Consider the following 15963-nt stretch of genomic DNA (forward strand, 5'->3'; position numbering starts at 1 on the left):
TGGTGCGGCGGCCCTTCGTCATGTCCTTGTGTTCTTCACGATGCTCTTCATGCCTTCGTCGATCTGGGCGGTTCGGCGTCCGGGGCGACCCACGGCAGTGCCGGGGGCCGGCGTGCGGCGGGCAGGCGCAGCCGCCGGCGGCGGGGCGGGCGGGCCGCGTGGACGGCGTGGCGGGGGTGTACGCGGTCCACGACGGCCAGGCCGGCGCGGAACAGCGCCGCCGGGACGACCAGGCAGACGAGGACCCAGAACAGGGTCACGCCCCACGGGCGGCCCACGCCCCAGGGGTGTTCGGCGAGGACCTTGCCGCCGTACTTCAGGGACACGGTGTAGTCGCCGTGCGCCCCGGCCGCGAGTTCGACGGGGAGTTCGATGCGCGCCTTCCCGCCGGGCCGGATCGTGCCGCGCCAGCGCTGGTCCTGCCACTGCGGGGCGAATACGCCGTGGGAGGTGCCGACCTGGAAGACGGGGTCCTTCACGGGGGACGTCCCGACGTTGCCGACGGTGACCACGAGCGTCCGGGCGGGCGGGGAGCCGAACCAGGTCAGCAGCCCGCCGGAGCCGCGCAGCCGGGTGTCCGCGAGCAGGGACAGCCGCCCGCCGGCCCGGTCCGCGGGCAGCGGCTCGACGGCGTGCCCGGCGACCTGGAGGACCGCGTCGGCCTCGGCCCCGGCCCCGGTCACCGTCGCCACGTGCACCACGCAGGGGCACGGCACGGGCGGTTCTACAACGGGCAGTTCACGGCGGAAGCGCCCCTCGGCGTCGGTGGTGACGGCCCGGCCGTCGGCGTTGGCGCAGGAGTTGGTGCCGCCGGTCACGCCCCGGGACGGCTCGGCCTGCCCGCACACCAGCAGCGTCAGCAGGGCCCGCGGCCGCCAGCCGCTGCCGGTGACGGTGACCGAACCGCCCGTCCCGGCCTGGGCCTTGGACAGCTCGACGACGGGCCGGTCCACCGCTCCGGCGGCCCCGGCGCCCGCCAGACCCAGCAGGAGCACCAGCAGGAGGGACAGTGACAGGTACGGAACACGGGCGACGTACGGCATCGGCGGCTCCAGCGGTCGTACGGGCGTGCGCTCGGTGGCGTACCAGGGCCTGTTGCGAAAGCGGTGTCGTCACGCGAAGGGCGGCCGGGCGGCGTCCGGTGCGCGCTCTCGGCGTGCCGGGCTGCGCACGGCAGGCGGACCTTCGCAGAGGCCCTGGAGGGGTCCGCCGAGTCCCGTCGTCCACCCGCAGGGCAGGCGGGACTTTGCGGGCATCCCTAGGCCCCCTGGTGACGTCGTGTCAGCCACAGGGCGCCCGCCGTGCCGGCGAGCAGGACCGTCCCGCCGAGGGTGCCGAGGGCTACGGCCGAGTCCTCGGGGCCGGTCTGCGGGAGTTCGGCGCCGGAGCCGGAGCCCGAACCGGAGCCGCCGCCCTGGGTGGAGCCGGTGGCACCGCCACCGCTCGCGGCCGTGACGTCGAGGGTCAGGGACGGGCCCGGGTCGTTCGTCGGTGTGCACGTGGTCGTCGTGCCGAGCGCCTTGATGGTGAGCACGCCGGCCGTGAAGGTGACCTCGCCGCTCTTCTTCGGCGTGTACGTACCGCTCAGGTCGTTGATCTTGATCGGCGTGTTGGCGGGGATCGCGGCGTCGTTGGCGGGGCCGGTCACCGTCAGGGTGCCGCTGTCCGCGCCGCCCAGGTCGATGGTGGCGCTCGGCGTCATCGCGCCCTTGCCCAGTTCGACCGGGCTGGAGGAGACGCCCTTCTGCCAGGACATGGTGATGCGGTAGCCGCTGCCGCTCCTGACACCCTTGATGTCGATGGGCGAGACGGCGCTCTTGTCGCCGATCGGCGTCTTGCACTGGTAGTTGACGTCGACGACCTCGGCCCGGGCCGTGGGGGCGGCCATCAACACCGCCGAGCCGGCCAGGGCCGCGGCGGACGCGAGCGCGGCGGTTCGATTCCGGTACGACACGGTGCCGCTCCCCTTCCTGTTCCTGACGGGGTATCAGATCGGGCCGTCAAGGTACGCCCGGGACGTCGAGGAAGGAAGAGACAGTGCGCGCCGGATCCGTGGCGATCCGGCGTGTGGTGAGTGACGGACGGCGGGATGTGCGGCGGAGGTTTCGTGGGGGCGGCCAGGCAGTAGCCGGCGAATCGCCCGCTCATCGTTCACCCGGACGGCCCGGGAACCTGCACCTGGCGCGCTCGCAACACCCGCGGATCAGGCAGGCGCTCCCAGTTCGGCCCACACCGTCTTGCCGGCGACTCCCGGCGTGCGGACGACGCCCCAGTCCAGGCACAGCCGCTGGACGATGAACATGCCGTGGCCGCCGGGGCGACCGGCCCGGTGCGGGGTGCGGGGTGACGGCTGGCCGGTGCCCCGGTCGGCGACCTCGATGCGGATCACCTTGTTGTCGCAGGTGATCCACAGCTGGTCCGGCCCCTCGGCGTGCAGACAGGCATTGGTGACCAGTTCGGAGACGACGAGCAGCACGTCCTCGGCGGCGGCCCGCTGGTCCGCGGAGGCGGCCGGCAGCCAGCCCCACGCGTACAGCGCCTGGCGGGTGAAGTCGCGGGCGAGCGGAACGACACCGCTCGCCCCGTCGAAGCTCAGCCGGCGCACCTGTCGGCCCCCCGGGGGCGCCGCGGCTCCGCCCGGTGCGGCCACGCCCTCGCCGGGCGCACCGCCCGCCGGTACGCCACCCTCGGACGCCCCGGAAGCGCCGCTGGGCTCCGGCCCGCGGTCTCCCGGCGAGTAGGGCCGGGTGGTGCTCATCAGCGCTTCACCTCACCGATTCACCAGTTCACGATTTCAGAAAATCCACTACACAGTCAGTCACGCAGTGCGCGGCACGACGGTTTCGCGGCGCCCCCGCCGCCCTGATGGCCGACCGTTTCAGGATGTCTCCTGCCCGGGCGGACGGGCAGAACACCCCCGTATTCGGCACGAAAGGCGTGACTGGGGTAGGGCACCGGTCACAGGGGGATGGCCGAGGCTCGGCGCGCGGACGCACCGCCGGTCAGCCCGACTCGTCGGCCAGGGCCGCCTCAAGCGTGTCATGGACACTGAAGACCGCATCCGCGCCAGTAATCTCGAACACGCGTGCCACTACCGGCTGCATCCCGGCGAGCGTCACGCCACCACCGGCGGCCTCGGCCTTCAGTCGCGCGCCAAGGAGCACGTTGAGCCCCGTGGAGTCGCAGAACTCCAGCCGCGCGCAGTCGATGACCAGGCGCTTGAATCCCTTGGAGAGGCAGTCCTCGAGTGGCTCACGCAACAGATCGGCGGTGTGGTGATCCAACTCACCCGCCGGGGTCACGACGGCGTTAGAGCCCTCTTCCCGCACCTCCACCAGAAGCCGGCCAGACTGTGCGCTGCCGACTGTCCCGCGGTCCATGCCGTCTCTCTCTCCCGACGTCGTGACTGCTGCTGACGCCCTCGAACACTACGCCTTCCCGCCACGCTTCGACACCCGAACAACCACACACAAACGGACATATGCACACAGAACGCACTTGCGGTGGGCTCGGGAAAGCGGGTAGGCCTAGTAAGGACACGTAACCGACCACGGCCGGCTTTGGAGGCGCCGCACACCGCAGTGCACGTACTGGCTCCGGCAGCCATATGCCGAGAACGATGGAGGACATCATGTCACCCCGGCTCGACGCATCGCGTACCCAGAAAGCGACGTCGACACCCCCTCCGGAACATCTGGATCCCATCGAGCAGGACGAGATGCTCGTCACACAGGACGACCTTCTCGCCGGACTTCCGGACATCCCCCCGTACGAGGAAGTCGACGCGGTCGACGCACGGGCGCTGTCCAAGACCCTCTTCGAGCGCCTCGAGTCGCTGGAGGAAGGCACGCACGAGTACTCGTACGTCCGCAACACGCTCGTCGAACTGAACCTCGCGCTGGTCAAGTTCGCCGCCTCCCGGTTCCGCTCCCGCAGCGAGCCGATGGAGGACATCATCCAGGTCGGCACCATCGGCCTGATCAAGGCGATCGACCGCTTCGAGCTGTCTCGGGGTGTCGAGTTCCCCACGTTCGCGATGCCGACCATCGTCGGCGAGATCAAGCGCTTCTTCCGCGACACCTCGTGGTCCGTGCGCGTTCCGCGGCGGCTCCAGGAGCTGCGGCTCGACCTGGCCAAGGCCGGTGACGAGCTGGCCCAGAAGCTGGACCGCGCCCCGACGGTGACCGAACTGGCCGAGCGCCTCGACATCTCCAACGACGAGGTCGTCGAGGGCATGGCCGCGTCGAACGCCTACACCGCCTCCTCGCTGGACGCCCAGCCGGAGGAGGACGACTCCGAGGGCGCGCTCGCGGACCGCATCGGCTACGAGGACCACGGACTCGAAGGCATCGAGTACGTCGAGTCGTTGAAGCCGCTGATCGCCGAACTTCCGCCGCGCGACCGGAAGATCCTCTCGCTGCGCTTCGTCGCGGGGATGACCCAGTCGGAGATCGGCGAGGAACTGGGCATCTCCCAGATGCACGTGTCGCGGCTGCTGTCGCGGACGCTGGTACGGCTGCGCAAGGGGCTGACCGTCGAGGAGTGATCCTCACCGGACAACGCCGTACCGGGTGACGCTGTCCTTCGGGGGCGGACCGAACGGTCCGCCCCCCGGGCGCGTCTCCTAAGGGCTCAGCTCGCCCGCTGCTCCTTCACCAGCCGCTTCGCGCGGTCCCTCCGGGACGGGGCCAGCACGTCCACCATCGCTCCGGCGCCCTCGCCGGGCGTGGCCTCGGCCAGCCGCAGCCGGTCGGCCAGCTCACGGACCGACGCGTCGTCCAGGCCGCGGTCGATGTAGAACAGCGACTCGTCGACCGGATCGTCGTCGCCGCCCCAGCGCACCACGCCCTCGCAGTCCGCGAGGATGTCGCGCACCGTCAGCACCTGGAGCGGGAAGAGACTGCCGCTCGCGCCCGCGCCCGGGCGGATCCGCACCGCGGTCCCCGAGGCGAGGTTGGACTCCGGCTCGCTCTTCTTCAGGCCGTCGATCCGCTGCCAGCCCGCGAGGTCCACGCGGGGCCCGTAGTGGTAGCGCCGCACGGCATGGAGCAGGATCGCCTCCACGTCGCCGATCCGCATGTCGACCTCCAGGCCGGTGCCCGAGACGGGGCGCGTCCAGACGGTGGAGACGTGGTTGGCCTGCTACTCCAGGGGCCGGCCGTTGGCGGAGGTGGGGGCCTTCTTCCGGGCGCCGAGAGGAGCGGCGGGGGCGGCCGTGGCGGTGACCGTGGCGAGAGAGCCGACCGCCGCAGCGGCCGTGATCACGCCGGCGGTCCTCACCAGGGTTGGTCTCGATACGGCGTTGCGCATGTCGTGCTGCACGTCTGCTGTTCCTTTCTCAGGGGATGAGGATGAGGACGACCGTCGGGAGGCAGGGGGCCAGAACGCTCAGCAGCCAGTACGTACGCGGAGCCAGCGCGGTGCGGCGCCGGAGGGGGCTGTTGGCCAGCCACCAGATCAGGCCGTACAGCGTGACGACGGGAATGACGATCACGAGCCAGAGCGCCATCCCGTCGTTCTCCGTCGGCTCCCGCACCGTCAGCCCGAGTTCGGCGAGCGGCCAGTTCACCGCGAGGTACCACAGCAACCAGATCGGCACCACCGCCGGGATTCCGAGCAGCAGGTTCACCAGGAGCGGTGCCGACCAGTGCTTTGCCATCCGTCCCGCTCCTCCGTACGCGCAGGTCGTCAGTTGCCGCGCGACAGCGCGTTGTAATTCTCCAGCACGCGGTACAGACCGATCAGTTCGCGGCCGTACCGAGCGACCGCGCACCGGTGCCGTTGTACCGGGCGAGCAGGGCCTGGGTGTCGGCGAGGCTGGTGGTCGGGCTCGGCCGGGCGATACCGAGCTGGTGGGCGTTGCAGACCGTCAGGTACGCGACCGAGCGAACGTTGTACTCCTGGTCGTCGTGGAGCTTGTTCCACACGTCCCGCTCGTCCGCGTCGGTCAGCGGTGTGCCGTTGATGATGCCCTGCTGCATGCAGTGGTTGCGGGCGTCGATGGTGACCCGGGCCCAGATCTGTCCCCAGCCGCGTAGGCGTCCTTGTCGAGGTTCGTGTCCAGCCCGCCGAGTTCGGCCCCGGGGTTGAAGTCGCTCTGGCCGAAGTCCCGCCCGGACACGATGTTGTTGTCGATCTCGATCAGGCCGGCGCCCTAGCGCTGTCATCGTGGCGGTGCACAGCTCACACCGACGCGTCCGCGCATGGAACGGCACCCCCCGTCGGGGGCCGTGCCGAAGAAGACCCCCTCGTCGCGTGCGGCCGGCGCATGGTCAGGGTGCGCGCGGAGCGACTGGCGCGATCTTCCGCCGCGCCGTGAGGGGGGTCAAGTCCGTTATGTACGAACCAGGTTGGTGTGGCGGGTCGTCAACTCCCTTTTCTCATGCACTCGTTATGCACACGGTATGGAAATCGTGCACAACCTTCGTGTGCGTTCGTTGGTCAGAGCACCCGCTCCCCGCGCCGCCAGACTCCGGTGACCAGCGGGACGCCCGGCCGGTAGGCCAGGTGGACGTGGCTCGGGGCGTCGAGGAGCATCAGGTCGGCGTACGCGCCCGGGGTGAGGCGGCCGATGTCGGTGCGCCTCAGGGCCGCGGCGCCGCCCGCCGTGGCCGACCAGACGGCCTCGTCCGGGGTCATGCCCATGTCCCGTACGGCGAGCGCGATACAGAACGGGACGGACGAGGTGAAGGACGAGCCCGGGTTGCAGTCGGTGGAGAGGGCCACGGTGACGCCCGCGTCGAGGAGGCGGCGGGCGTCCGGCCACTCGGCGCGGGTGGAGAACTCGGCGCCGGGGAGGAGGGTGGCGACCGTGCGGCTGTTCGACAGGGCGTCGACGTCCTCCTCCGTCAGGTGGGTGCAGTGGTCGGCGCTGGCCGCGTCGAGTTCGACGGCGAGCTGCACGCCGGGGCCGTACGAGAGCTGGTTGGCGTGGATACGGGGGTGCAGGCCGCGTGCCACGCCGGCGGTGAGGATCGCGCGGGCCTGGTCGCCGTCGAAGGCGCCCTTCTCGCAGAAGACGTCGATCCAGCGGGCGTACGGGGCGCAGGCGTCGAGCATCTCGCCGGTGACGAGGGCTACGTAGGCGGCCGGGTCCTCGGCGAACTCGGGGGCGACGATGTGGGCGCCGAGGTAGGTGACCTCGTCGGTGTGACGGGCGGCGACGCGCAGGGCGCGGGACTCGTCTTCGGTCGTGAGGCCGTAGCCGGACTTCGTCTCGAAGGTGGTGGTGCCCTGGCGGAGGGCCTCGGCGAGGTAACGGACGACGTTGGCCTCCAGTTCCTCGTCCGTGGCGGCCCGGGTGGCCGCGACGGTCGTGCGGATGCCGCCCGCGCTGTACGGCCGCCCCGACATCCGGGCGTTGAACTCCTGCGTCCGGTCGCCCGCGAAGACGAGGTGGGAGTGGGAGTCGACGAAGCCGGGGAGGACCGCCCGGCCGCCGGCGTCGACCCGATTGTCAGTGGCGGGTGCTTTGCTTTGATCACCGGTCCACGCGATGCGGTCGCCTTCGATGACGACGGCCGCGTCCTGGATCAGTCCGAGGGGGGATCCTCCCCCACTCTCGAATTTACTCGAGCGGGGGGACCCCCATCCGAGGGAGGGGTCGTTGGTGACCAGGGCGGCGATGTTGGTGATGAGCGTGCTTGCGGTGCTCGCGGAGTGGGCGGGGCTGACGGTCGTCGCGTTGCTCATGGCGTCCTTGGTGGCCTGGTCGGCGGTGGGGTCGGGTCCGGGGGAGGCGGCGGGCGGCGCGGGCGGGTGGCCCGGGGTCATCCGCGCAGGGCTGCGACGGCGTCCGCGAGGGCTTTCGGCACGTCCGGTACGAGGCGGTGGACCCCGTCGCGTACGACGTGCCGACCTCCCACGACCGTATGCGACACGTCTGCTGCCGACGCGGCGAATACGGCCGTCTCGGCCCCGAGCCGCACAAGCGGCCCTGCCGTCCTGACCGAGTCGAGCGCGATCGTCGTGAAGTCGGCGAGCGCGCCGGGCTCCAGGGCGCCCGCGTCCTCCCAGCCGAGTGCCGAGTGCCCGTCCGCCGAGGCGGCCCGTAGGAGGGCGGCCGCCGTCCAGTGCCCTCGGGCACGGGTGCGCAGGCGCTCGTTCAGCTCCATGGCGCGTGCCTCTTCGAGCAGGTCGATCACGGCGTGGCTGTCGGAGCCGAGGCAGAGCGGCGAGCCCGCCTGCTGAAGGGCGGCCGCGGGCCCGATGCCGTCGGCGAGGTCCCGCTCGGTGGTGGGGCACATGCAGGTGCCGGTGCCGCTGCCGCCGATGAGGGAGATGTCCTCGGCGGTGAGGTGGGTGTTGTGGACGCCGGTGGTGCGCGGGCCGAGCACGCCGTGGTCGGCGAGCAGCCGGGTGGGGGTGCGGCCGTGGGCCTGGCGGCAGGCGTCGTTCTCGGCCGTCTGTTCCGACAGGTGCACATGGAGCGGGGCCCGCCGCTCCTCGGCCCACCGCGCGACGGTCGCCAGCTGGTCGGCGGGCACGGCCCGTACGGAGTGGATCGCCGCTCCGATCCGCGCGTGATCTCGTTCCTTGAGAACTGAACAGCGTTCGGCCCAGGCCTCCGCCGTGCCGTCGGAGAAGCGGAGCTGAGGGGTGGTGGGCGGCTGTCCGAAGCCGGCGGAGAGATAGGCGGTGTCGAGGAGGGTGATGCGGATCCCGGCTTCGGCGGCGGCCGCGATCAGGGCCTCGCCCATGGCGTTGGGGTCGGCGTAGCGGGTGCCGCCGGGGGCGTGGTGGACGTAGTGGAACTCGCCGACCGCCGTGATGCCGGCCAGGGCCATTTCGGCGTACACGGCGCGGGCGAGGGCGTGGTAGCTGTCCGGGGTCAGCCGGGCGGCCGTGGCGTACATGACCTCGCGCCAGGTCCAGAAGGTGCCGGAGCCGACCTGGACGGTGCCGCGCAGGGCGCGGTGGAAGGCGTGGCTGTGGGCGTTGGCCAGTCCGGGGAGGGTGAGGCCGCGCAGGACCTCGGCTCCGGGGGGCGGGGTGGTGACCTCGGTCCTAACGGCGGTGATGCGACCGTCCCTCACGTCCAGGGCGACGCCCGGCTCGACGTGGGTGCCGAGCCAGGCGTGCTCCAGCCAGTACGTGCGCGTGGCTGCTGTGGTCACCTGCACGCCAGTCCTTCCAGTACGTCGGCGAGCGCGAGGACCCCGGCCACGCAGTCGTCCTCGGCCGCGAACTCGGCCGGTGAGTGGGAGACGCCGGTGGGGTTGCGCACGAACAGCATGGCGGTCGGGATGCTCCCGGACAGGATCCCGGCGTCGTGTCCGGCGCCGGTGCCGAGGACGGGGACGGTCAGGTCGGTGTCCTTGCCGAGGATGCGGGCGAGTTCGTCGCGCAGGGTGTGGTCGAACTCGACGACGGGGGTGAACGACTCGCGGACAACGGCGAGATCGACACCGTGGGCGGCGGCGTACTCCCCGGCCGCCTTCTCGACGCCGGCGACCACGGCGTCCAGGCTGTCCTGGTCGGCGGCGCGCGAGTCGAGCCAGCCGCGCACGAGGGAGGGGATGGCGTTGACGCCGTTCGGCTCGACGGCGATCTTGCCGAAGGTGGCGACTGCACCGGCGAGTTCGGCCTCGCGGCGGGCGGCGAGGACGGTCTGCGCGTAGGAGAGCATGGGATCGCGCCGGTCGGCGAGCCGGGTGGTGCCGGCGTGGTTGGCCTCGCCCCGGAAGTCGAACCGCCACCGGCCGTGCGGCCAGATCGCACTGGCGATGCCGACCCGGTCGCCGGACAGGTCGAGGGCGCGTCCCTGCTCGACGTGCAGCTCGACGAAGGCGCCGATGCGGGCGAGCCGCTCGGGGTCGGGCCCGATGGCGTCGGGATCGTGTCCGGCGGCCTCCATGGCGCGCGGCAGCGTCACGCCGTCGCCGTCGGTGAGCCGGTGCGCCTGCTCGCGGGTGAGCTGCCCGGCGGTGAGCCGGGACCCGACACAGGCGAGTCCGAACCGGGCGCCCTCCTCGTCACCGAAGTTCACGATGCCCAGGGGCCGGGTGAACCGCGCGTCCCGGCCGCGCAGTTCGTCCAGCGCGGCGAAGGCGGACACGACTCCGAGGGGGCCGTCGAAGGCGCCGCCGTCCGGCACGGAGTCGAGATGGGACCCGGTGACGACGGCGTCCCCGAGGGCGGGGTCACCGAGCCAGGCCCACTGGTTCCCGTTCCGGTCGACCTCGTAGCGCAGCCCCCGGGCAGCGGCTTGTTCTTCGAACCAGGCCCGGCAGTCGCCATCGGTACGGGTCCAGGCGAAGCGGCGGTAGCCGTTGGAGGCGGGGTGGCGGCCGAGGGGGAGCAGGTCGCGCCACATCTGGTGGAAGGAGCCGCCGACGGGAGCGGACGGCAGCGATGTGCCCGCCCCCACCGGAGCGTCGCCGTTCGGTGCGGTCACGCCGAGTCACCCTCACGCATCGGCACCCGGACGCCCTTCTCCTGAGCCACCGACTCAGCGATGTCGTACCCGGCGTCGACATGCCGGATGACCCCCATGCCGGGGTCGTTCGTCAGCACCCGCCGGATCTTCTCGCCGGCCAGCTGCGTACCGTCGGCCACCGTCACCTGCCCCGCGTGGATCGACCGCCCCATACCGACCCCGCCCCCGTGGTGGAGGGACACCCAGGACGCCCCCGACGCCACATTCACCATGGCGTTCAGCAGCGGCCAGTCGGCGATCGCGTCGGACCCGTCGAGCATGGCCTCGGTCTCCCGGTAGGGAGACGCGACGGAGCCGCAGTCGAGATGGTCGCGACCGATGACGACCGGCGCGGCCAGCTCCCCGCTCGCGACCATGTCGTTGAACCGCTCACCGGCCTTGTCCCGCTCGCCGTAGCCGAGCCAGCAGATACGGGCGGGCAGGCCCTGGAAGTGGACCCGCTCCCCGGCCATGCGGATCCACCGGGCCAGGGACTCGTTCTCCGGGAAGAGGTCGAGGATCGCCCTGTCGGTCTTCGCGATGTCGGAGGCCTCGCCGGACAGGGCGGCCCAGCGGAAGGGGCCCTTGCCCTCGCAGAACAGCGGGCGGATGTAGGCGGGGACGAAGCCGGGGAAGGCGAAGGCCCGCTCGTATCCGGCGAGTTGCGCCTCGCCGCGGATGGAGTTGCCGTAGTCGAAGACCTCCGCGCCGGCGTCCATGAAGCCGACCATGGCCTCGACGTGCCGGGCCATGGACTCGCGGGCCCGGGTGGTGAAGCCGGCCGGGTCCTTGGCGGCGGCGTCGGCCATGTCCTCGAAGGCGGTGCCCAGGGGCAGGTAGGCCAGCGGGTCGTGGGCGGAGGTCTGGTCGGTGACGACATCGATCGGGGCACCCATGGCGAGCAGCTGCGGCACCAGTTCGGCGGCGTTGCCGAGGACGCCGACGGACAGCGGGCGGCGGGCGTCGCGGGCCTCCACGGCGAGCCGCAGGGCGTGGTCGAGGGAGTCGGCCTTCACGTCCAGGTACCGGTGCTCGATGCGCCGCTCGATCGCGCGCGGGTCGTAGTCGATGCAGATCGCCACACCGTCGTTCATCGTCACGGCGAGCGGCTGGGCGCCGCCCATGCCGCCGAGACCGGCGGTCAGCGTGATCGTCCCGGCGAGGCTGCCGCCGAACTTCTTCGCGGCGACGGCGGAGAAGGTCTCGTAGGTGCCCTGGAGGATGCCCTGGGTGCCGATGTAGATCCAGGAGCCGGCCGTCATCTGCCCGTACATGGTCAGGCCGAGGGCCTCCAGGCGGCGGAACTCCTCCCAGTTCGCCCAGTCGCCGACGAGGTTGGAGTTGGCGATGAGGACCCGCGGGGCCCACTCGTGGGTCTGCATGACGCCGACGGGCCGGCCGGACTGGACCAGCATGGTCTCGTCCTGTTTCAGCCCCCGCAGCGTCCGCACCATCGCGTCGAAGGAGCGCCAGTCGCGCGCCGCCTTGCCGGTGCCGCCGTAGACGACGAGCTTGTCGGGGTGCTCGGCGACCTCCGGGTCGAGGTTGTTCTGGAGCATCCGCAGGGCGGCTTCCTGCTGCCATCCCAGGGCGCTCGGTTCCGTGCCGCGCGGCGCTCGGACAGGGCGGGGTCCTGACATGGTCTGCCTCCTGGTGGGTGCGTGGTGCTCCCGGCGGATTGTTGCTGCGGTTATTCACATCCTGGCCATCTGAATAGGGCTAGTCAATACGTCCGGGGGTCGGCGTGGCGGTGCCATGAATGTTTGGCTGGATGCATGGGCGCACACATCGAGGCAGAAGAGGCACGCGACTCCGGCGCCGGGCGGGCGGCCCGGCGGGAGCAGGCGGTACGGGCCGCCGTGGAGCAGGGGCTGCTCGGGCCCGACAGCCCCATCGTCGGGCTGCTGGACGTCATCGGCATCCGGGAGTCGGCTGCGCAGCTGCGGGCGGCGTTCGACGCGGTCGTGGCGCCGGGCACGCCCGTGCTGCACGCCTTCGCGGTGAAGGCGACCCCGCTGGTGCCGGTGCTGCGGCTGCTGCGCGAGGAGGGCGTCGGCGCGGAGGTGGCGAGCCCGGGCGAGCTGGCGCTGGCACGGGCGGCGGGGCTGGGCCCGGAGATGACGGTGCTGGACTCGCCGGCCAAGACGCCCGGGGAGCTGCGCGAGGCGCTGGCGCTGGGCATCGCCGTCAACGCGGACAATCCGCAGGAGCTGGACCGCATCGACGGCCTGATGATCCCCCACAGCCCGAAAGGCGTGGGAGGTGCCCCCATCGCGGCCAGCCGCTCCCCGCTCGGGATACGGGTGAATCCACAGATCGGCGGGGGTTCCATCGAGTCGACGTCCACGGCCACGGCCACGTCGAAGTTCGGGGTGGCGCTGCGCGACGAGGGGGCCCGGGAGTGGGTCGTCCGGGCGTATCTGGACCGGCCGTGGCTGACCCGGCTGCACGCGCACACCGGGTCCCAGGGGGTCCCGCTGTCCCTGATGGCGCGGGGCGTGGCCACGACGTACGAGCTGGCGGAGGAGATCAACCGGCGGGCCGGGCGGCGGCAGGTCGACACGCTCGACATCGGCGGCGGGCTGCCGGTGAACTTCGCGTCGGACGCGACGACGCCGACGTACGCGCAGTACGCGCGGATGCTGGCCGAGGAGGTACCCGGGCTGTTCGACGGGCGGTACGGACTGGTGACGGAGTTCGGGCGGTCACTGCTGGCGAAGCACGGGACGGTCGTGGCGCGGGTCGAGTACGCCAAGAGCGCGGGCGGCCGGCCGGTGGCGGTCACGCACGCGGGCGTGCAGGTCGCGACGCGGACGGTGTACGCGCCGGGGGTCTGGCCGCTGAGGATCGCCGCGTACGACTCCAAGGGGCGCCCGAAGGTGGGTCCGGCCGTGGTGCAGGACGTGGCCGGACCGGCGTGCTTCTCGGGCGACCTGCTGGCCGAGGGGTGTGCGCTGCCGTTGCTGGAGCAGGGGGACTTCGCGGCGGCGCTGGACACCGGGGCGTACTACTTCGCGCATCACTACGCGTACAACTCGCTTGTCCGGCCCGGGGTTTACGGGTTCGGGCCGGGTAGCGAGGGGGGTGTCGCCTTCGCGGTGGTGCGTAAGGCGCAGACGGTCGAGGAGGTTGTGGCGGAGTCCGGAGGGGCGCAGGTCGATGCGCTGGTGGGCGGCCGGGCGCCGTGGGGGCTTCCGTAGCTCCCGGCTGCGCGTTCGTTGTGACTGGTCGCGCCCGCGCGGCGGAGCCGCAAATCGGCACAGCCCCAGGCCCCTCCGTGCGCGAGCAAGCCCCGCTCACACGAGCGCCGGGGTCTTCCTTCTTGCCCCGCCCGGTGCCGCGTCGCCCGCCGCGATCCCCGTGCTGCGGTAGCCCTTGACCGGCTTGCCCGCGGGGCCGCCCGCGCCCCCGCGCAGCCAGTCCACGCGCACCCACAGCAGCACCTCGTCCGCGCGCTCTTGGCGGCCGAGCCACGCGGCCTTCAGCCACAGGCCGGCGCCGCAGCCGGCCAGGAGCAGGCCGCCCGCGGCCGGTACGGCGAAGGCGCTGCCCAGGGCGGCGAGGAAAGCGAGCAGGAGCCACCAGCGGTGGGCGCGGCGCCAGTTGCGTACGGTCACATGGCGGTCCTGGAGTACGTCGTGCTTGGCGGCACGGGCCGCGGACGCGGCCAGGGCGACGTACCGCTTGCGGCGTCCGTACGCCACGACGGCCATCGCCAGGACGAACAGCGCCGCGCCGGCCAGGACGCCGATGCGGCGCCCGGTCAGCCCCGGCGCCGACAGGCCGATGCCCGCCGCGAACACACCCAGCCACCACAACGGTGCCGCTCCCGCTCGTACGACGACGGCGACCCGAGCCAGCCCTTGTCCTCCGCGCGTCACGTTCAGCCTCCGTTCAGTCTCCGAAGCGTCTGAAGGGCGTTTCAGGAGACGCACATTAGCGACACAACGTGAGACGAATCTGAGAAGGCGCCGTGCGTGCCGTCAGTCCACGAACAGCCCCCGCGCAGCCGCCTTCGCGTCGAACTCCTCCAGGCGGGACTGGGCCTCGGGCAGGTCGTCGCACATCGCCTCCAGCAGGACCCGACCGAGCAGCATCGGGGCGCAGGCCGTGTCGAAGGCGAGGCCGGTGCCGACGGCGGCGGGGAGCAGCACGTCGGACACCTTGGCCACCGGCGCGAAGGCGGAGTCGGCGACCGTGACGACGGTCAGCCCGGCCTGTCCGGCGTAGTCGAGGGTGTCGACGACCTCGCGGGGGTGCCGGGGCAGCGCGAAGCACAGCAGTGCGGTCGCCCCGGCCCGGACGACGGCGTCGATGCGGTCGTGGAGCATCGTGCCGCCCTCGTTGAGGAGCCGTACGTCGGGGTGGACCTTGGCGGCGAAGTACGCGAAGCCGTGCGCCTGGGCTGCCGCCGCCCGCAGTCCGAGGACGGGGAGCGGGCGGGAGGCCGCGAGGAGGCGCCCCGCCCGTTGCACCGGCCGGGGGTCGGCCAGGGCCTCCGCCAGGTGCCGCAGGTTCTCGATCTCGGCCTCGACGGCCTGCTGGTACTCGTTGGAGGACCCGGCGTCCGCGGCGGGTTCGGCGGGCGCGACCTCGCGCAGGTGGCGGCGCAGGGCCGGATAGCCGTCGAAACCCAGGGCGACGGCGAAGCGGGTCACGGACGGCTGGCTGACCCCGGCCAGCTCGGCGAGCTCCACGCTCGACAGGAACGGCACGTCGGCGGCGCGTCGCACCATGCTGTGCGCGATGCGCCGCTGGGTCGGCGTCAGCCGGTGGCCCTCGAAGAGCGCCTGCAGCCGCGCGGCAGGGCTGTCGGTCACGCTCATGACGTGCTCCCCCTCGCCTATTCAGTAGCTGAGGATTCTGCATGAGCATATGCAGACCGGCAAGCGGGGAGAGCTGCGGATCCCGGGCGGCGCCCTCGGCCGGCGGTGTGAACGGTGACGTCCCGGTACCTCACGTCCGAGAGACGGACAGCGCGCCCGGCGTGCCGCGGCTCTCACGCTCCGCCTGCCGCCTGCGCTGCCCGTAGGGAGTGACGCCGCGCGGCTTGTACACCGCGAGGACCATGGCCGCCAGCAGCACAGCCAGCGCGAGCAGGGAGTGCAGCACAGGAGAGAAGTTGCGCACCGACGCCAGCTCGGCCCCCGGATCGGCGGCCCGGTGCGCCATGGACCTGAACGTCCCCGTGTAGATCAGCAGCACTCCGGTGGCGACCACGTTGATCAGGAGCTTGAACAGCACCCAGTAGTGCCGCACGAGACCCCAGGACGTGCCCAGAGACTGGACGAGGCCGGTGAGCAGCGCGGCGAAGGACAAGGGGACGAGGACGTACCAGGCGGCGGGCTCCATCACGAGGTACGCGCCCCGCACCGTCGCGGGATCCCGGCTGGTCATGCCGATCACCGCCAGGGCCAGGAAGGCGACGACCGCGCCGAGCCAGCCCACAGAGGACGTGACGTGCGCGATGAGGGCCGCCTGGCGCAGGCGGGGCGGCATGGTCATCCGATGCCTCCCGCATTCGGTCCGGCCGCGGTTTCCGTGAC

Annotated in this window: 17 protein-coding genes; 2 read left to right on the top strand and 15 right to left on the bottom strand. The window is 72.2% G+C overall.

Annotation, left to right across the window (positions count from 1 at the left end; genetic code table 11):
- Positions 1-47: 47 nt before the first annotated feature.
- The 4 genes from ACIBNA_RS18425 to ACIBNA_RS18440 form a co-directional block, all read right to left on the bottom strand.
- Entirely contained in the window at positions 48-1043 is a 996-nt protein-coding gene (locus ACIBNA_RS18425; protein WP_399166241.1) for a hypothetical protein, read from the bottom strand.
- Positions 1044-1258: 215 nt separating this feature from the next.
- Complete coding sequence (locus ACIBNA_RS18430) at positions 1259-1954, bottom strand: LPXTG cell wall anchor domain-containing protein (protein ID WP_399166242.1); 696 nt, start codon at positions 1952-1954, stop codon at positions 1259-1261.
- Between the two features lie 249 nt (positions 1955-2203).
- The gene (locus tag ACIBNA_RS18435) at positions 2204-2758 is read right to left on the bottom strand and encodes an ATP-binding protein (RefSeq protein ID WP_399166243.1); all 555 of its coding nucleotides are present in this window, start codon (positions 2756-2758) and stop codon (positions 2204-2206) included.
- Positions 2759-3002: 244 nt separating this feature from the next.
- Positions 3003-3380, bottom strand: a complete 378-nt coding sequence (locus tag ACIBNA_RS18440) for an STAS domain-containing protein (RefSeq protein ID WP_274816782.1) — start codon at positions 3378-3380, stop codon at positions 3003-3005.
- A gap of 239 nt (positions 3381-3619) precedes the next feature.
- On the opposite strand from ACIBNA_RS18440, the gene ACIBNA_RS18445 reads away from it, so the two are divergent.
- A complete protein-coding gene (locus tag ACIBNA_RS18445) occupies positions 3620-4546 on the top strand; it encodes an RNA polymerase sigma factor SigF (RefSeq protein WP_399166244.1) in 927 nt (308 codons plus the stop codon).
- An 86-nt stretch (positions 4547-4632) separates the two neighbouring features.
- On the opposite strand, the gene ACIBNA_RS18450 is transcribed toward ACIBNA_RS18445, so the two are convergent.
- The 8 genes from ACIBNA_RS18450 to hutU form a co-directional block, all read right to left on the bottom strand.
- The gene (locus tag ACIBNA_RS18450) at positions 4633-5079 is read right to left on the bottom strand and encodes a hypothetical protein (protein WP_399166245.1); all 447 of its coding nucleotides are present in this window, start codon (positions 5077-5079) and stop codon (positions 4633-4635) included.
- A 63-nt stretch (positions 5080-5142) separates the two neighbouring features.
- Positions 5143-5322, bottom strand: a complete 180-nt coding sequence (locus ACIBNA_RS18455; protein ID WP_399166246.1) for a hypothetical protein — start codon at positions 5320-5322, stop codon at positions 5143-5145.
- A gap of 16 nt (positions 5323-5338) precedes the next feature.
- Entirely contained in the window at positions 5339-5659 is a 321-nt protein-coding gene (locus ACIBNA_RS18460) for a hypothetical protein (RefSeq protein WP_399166247.1), read from the bottom strand.
- Between the two features lie 82 nt (positions 5660-5741).
- Entirely contained in the window at positions 5742-5981 is a 240-nt protein-coding gene (locus ACIBNA_RS18465) for a hypothetical protein (RefSeq protein ID WP_399166248.1), read from the bottom strand.
- Positions 5982-6441: 460 nt separating this feature from the next.
- Complete coding sequence (gene hutI, locus ACIBNA_RS18470; protein ID WP_399166249.1) at positions 6442-7773, bottom strand: imidazolonepropionase; 1332 nt, start codon at positions 7771-7773, stop codon at positions 6442-6444.
- Positions 7770-9122: a formimidoylglutamate deiminase gene (locus ACIBNA_RS18475; protein ID WP_399166250.1), complete on the bottom strand. Its 1353-nt coding sequence runs from the start codon at positions 9120-9122 to the stop codon at positions 7770-7772. The genes hutI and ACIBNA_RS18475 overlap by 4 nt, the downstream gene beginning before the upstream one ends.
- Complete coding sequence (locus ACIBNA_RS18480) at positions 9113-10315, bottom strand: allantoate amidohydrolase (RefSeq protein ID WP_399166367.1); 1203 nt, start codon at positions 10313-10315, stop codon at positions 9113-9115. The genes ACIBNA_RS18475 and ACIBNA_RS18480 overlap by 10 nt, the downstream gene beginning before the upstream one ends.
- A gap of 77 nt (positions 10316-10392) precedes the next feature.
- The gene (hutU, locus tag ACIBNA_RS18485; protein ID WP_399166251.1) at positions 10393-12057 is read right to left on the bottom strand and encodes a urocanate hydratase; all 1665 of its coding nucleotides are present in this window, start codon (positions 12055-12057) and stop codon (positions 10393-10395) included.
- A 135-nt stretch (positions 12058-12192) separates the two neighbouring features.
- Between hutU and ACIBNA_RS18490 the strand changes: the two genes are divergently transcribed.
- Positions 12193-13617 (top strand): diaminopimelate decarboxylase, encoded by a 1425-nt coding sequence (locus ACIBNA_RS18490; protein ID WP_399166252.1) that lies wholly within the window; start codon positions 12193-12195, stop codon positions 13615-13617.
- Between the two features lie 96 nt (positions 13618-13713).
- Here the strand turns inward: ACIBNA_RS18490 and ACIBNA_RS18495 are convergent, their stop codons facing one another.
- The 3 genes from ACIBNA_RS18495 to ACIBNA_RS18505 form a co-directional block, all read right to left on the bottom strand.
- On the bottom strand, positions 13714-14298 hold the full coding sequence (locus ACIBNA_RS18495) for a hypothetical protein (RefSeq protein WP_399166253.1): 585 nt from the start codon (positions 14296-14298) through the stop codon (positions 13714-13716).
- Positions 14299-14400: 102 nt separating this feature from the next.
- Positions 14401-15243 carry a MurR/RpiR family transcriptional regulator gene (locus tag ACIBNA_RS18500; protein WP_399166254.1) on the bottom strand — a complete coding sequence of 281 codons (843 nt, stop codon included), beginning with the start codon at positions 15241-15243 and terminating at the stop codon, positions 14401-14403.
- A 130-nt stretch (positions 15244-15373) separates the two neighbouring features.
- The gene (locus tag ACIBNA_RS18505) at positions 15374-15922 is read right to left on the bottom strand and encodes a hypothetical protein (protein ID WP_399166255.1); all 549 of its coding nucleotides are present in this window, start codon (positions 15920-15922) and stop codon (positions 15374-15376) included.
- Between the last annotated feature and the right edge of the window lie 41 nt (positions 15923-15963).

Source organism: Streptomyces sp. NPDC050164 (assembly GCF_044459945.1).
Classification (GTDB): Bacteria; Actinomycetota; Actinomycetes; order Streptomycetales; family Streptomycetaceae; genus Streptomyces; species Streptomyces coeruleorubidus_A.